The organism is Streptomyces sp. NPDC002130, assembly GCF_040296465.1.
Lineage (GTDB): Bacteria > Actinomycetota > Actinomycetes > Streptomycetales > Streptomycetaceae > Streptomyces.
Map to the genome: position 1 here is coordinate 25,523 of NZ_JBEOXI010000096.1, position 2,879 is coordinate 28,401.

A 2,879-nucleotide genomic window follows, 5' to 3' on the forward strand; every position below is an offset into this window, starting at 1 on the left:
GCCCCAGCCCCTGCGCCGGCTCCACCGCAGGCGTCCGACCCGGCCGCCCCACCCCCCGTCTCCGGCCCAGCCGCCCCCGAATCCTCAGCACCTCGCCCCCTCACCGTCCCCAAGCAGCGCAAACGCCGTAGGGGCAGTGCCCGCTTCGCCGGGATGGCGGACGAGGAAGCCGCGCCCGTCGTCGTGCCGGCCGCTGCCGTGCCCACCCTGCCCGCCCCAGCCCCCACGACCACCGGCCGCACCCTCCGCGGCGCGCGCTTCGCCGGGGTCGCCGAGGAGGTGGCGGCGGAGCGCCCGGCGCGGGAGACCGACGCGGTCGGGGCCGACGACCGGGCCGAGGTCGCACGGACCGTGGAGACGCTGGCCCGGTTGCGAAGCGAAGGGCGCAGCGGGGAGGCCCACGCGCTGCTGGCCGAGGCCGCCGCGTGGGAACCCGGCAGGTTCCCGCTGCTCGCGGAGCGGCTGCAGCTGGCCGGGCTGGACGCCGACTGGCAGACCGTGCTGTGGGAGGCCGCCTCGCTGCCCGCCGGACGGCTGGTCGCCGCCGCCGACGCACTGGTCGGGGCCGGGCGGGCGGACGACGGCCGGCACATGCTGCGGCAGGGGGTCGCACGACCACCGGGCGAGGTCGGCCGCGCGATCCTCGGCCTGGTCGCCGAGGGGCGTCACCGCGAGGTGCGCGTGCTGCTCGACGCGTATGTCAGGGCCCGCACTCCCGAGGAGGCCGCGCGCAGCGCCGAACCCGAACCGCGACGCCTCGTGCCGCTCCTTCTGGAGGCGGCCCGGGGTGTCTCGGACGAGCGCCACTGGGACCTCGTGCACGCCCTGCGGGTCGCGGGATTCGCCGCCTGACCGGCGACGTCGCACCCCGGGCGACTCACCCACAGGAGTGCGAATCGCGCAATGCCCCGCGGGTTGGCGACGATGGTCTTGGCAACCCCGTGCCAGAGGCTTACGTTCGTGGCTCTACGGCCCGCTTCTACGGGCGTAGAGGCGCAGACGTCGCGTCGAAGGAGCAGCTCATGGCCAACGTCGTACGTGCCGCCCTGGTCCAGGCCACCTGGACCGGCGACACCGAGTCCATGGTGGCGAAACACGAGGACCACGCCCGCGAGGCGGCCCGCCGGGGCGCGAAGATCATCGGGTTCCAGGAGGTCTTCAACAGCCCCTACTTCTGCCAGGTCGAGGAGCCGGAGCACTACCGCTGGGCCGAGCCCGTCCCCGACGGGCCGACCGTGCGGCGGATGCGGGCGCTCGCGCGCGAGACCGGCATGGTGATCGTCGCGCCGGTGTTCGAGGCGGAGCAGCCCGGTTTCTACTACAACACCGCGGCCGTGATCGACGCCGACGGCACCTACCTCGGCAAGTACCGCAAGCATCACATCCCGCAGCTCAAGGGCTTCCGCGAGAAGTTCTACTTCAAGCCCGGGAACCTCGGCTGGCCCGTCTTCGACACGGAGGTCGGAAGGGTCGGCGTGTACATCTGCTACGACCGCCACTTCCCGGAGGGCTGGCGGCAGCTCGGCCTCGCCGGAGCCCAGCTGGTCTACAACCCCTCCGCGACCCACCGGAGCCTGTCCTCGCACCTGTGGCGGCTGGAGCAGCCCGCGGCGGCCGTCGCCAACGGGTACTACATCGCCGCGATCAACCGCGTCGGCCAGGAGGAGTACGGCGACAACGACTTCTACGGCACGAGCTACTTCGTCGACCCGCGCGGGCAGTTCGTCGGGGACGTCGCCAGCGACAGCGAGGAGGAGCTCGTGGTCCGGGACATCGACCTCGACCTCATCGAAGAGGTGCGGCAGACGTGGGCCTTCTACCGCGATCGCCGCCCCGACGCCTACGAAGGGCTGGTGCAGCCGTGACCAACGACCTCCTGGGCCGCCACCGGGCCGTGCTCCCCGACTGGCTCGCCCTCTACTACGAGGAGCCCCTCGAGATCACCCACGGCGAGGGCCGCCACGTCTGGGACGCCCAGGGCAACCGGTACCTCGACTTCTTCGGCGGCATCCTCACCACCATGACCGCGCACGCGCTGCCCGAGGTGACCAAGGCGGTGAGCGAGCAGGCCGGGCGGATCATCCACTCCTCGACCCTCTACCTCAACCGCCCGATGGTCGAACTCGCCGAGCGGATCGCCCAGTTGAGCGCCATCCCGGACGCCCGCGTCTTCTTCACCACGTCCGGCACCGAGGCCAACGACACCGCCCTGCTGCTGGCCACCGCCTACCGGCGCAGCAACACGATCCTGGCCATGCGCAACAGCTACCACGGCCGTTCCTTCAGCGCCGTCGGCATCACCGGCAACAGCGGCTGGTCCCCGACGTCGCTCTCCCCGCTCCAGACGCTGTACGTCCACGGCGGCGTGCGCACCCGCGGCCCGTTCGCCTCCCTCAGCGACGAGGCCTACATCGCCGCCTGCGTCGAGGACCTGAAGGACCTGCTCGGCCACACCCGCCCGCCGGCCGCCCTGATCGCCGAACCCGTGCAGGGCGTCGGCGGTTTCACGGCCCCGCCGGACGGGCTGTACGCCGCCTTCCGCGAGGTGCTGCACGAGCGCGGCATCCTGTGGATCGCCGACGAGGTGCAGACCGGCTGGGGCCGCACCGGCGAGCACTTCTGGGGCTGGCAGGCCCACGGCCGGAACGGGCCGCCCGACATCATGACCTTCGCCAAGGGCATCGGCAACGGCATGTCCATCGGCGGGGTCGTCGCCCGCTCCGAGATCATGAACTGCCTGGACTCCAACAGCATCTCCACCTTCGGCGGCACCCAGATCACCATGGCGGCGGGCCTCGCCAACCTCAACTACCTGCTGGAACACGACCTCCAGGGCAACGCCCGGCGCGTCGGCGGACTGCTCATCGAGCGGCTGCGGG

General features: G+C 72.4%; 2 protein-coding genes and 1 pseudogene. All 3 read left to right on the forward strand.

Annotation, left to right across the window (positions count from 1 at the left end; translation table 11 throughout):
* Window positions 1–852: pseudogene (locus ABT116_RS19695) on the forward strand (hypothetical protein); the annotation flags it as partial.
* A gap of 170 nt (window positions 853–1,022) precedes the next feature.
* Window positions 1,023–1,865: a nitrilase-related carbon-nitrogen hydrolase gene (locus ABT116_RS19700; protein WP_351635233.1), complete on the forward strand. Its 843-nt coding sequence runs from the start codon at window positions 1,023–1,025 to the stop codon at window positions 1,863–1,865.
* Window positions 1,862–2,879 (forward strand): aspartate aminotransferase family protein (locus tag ABT116_RS19705; protein WP_351635239.1); only part of this gene is annotated, 1,018 nt, incomplete at its 3' end. The genes ABT116_RS19700 and ABT116_RS19705, both read left to right, overlap by 4 nt.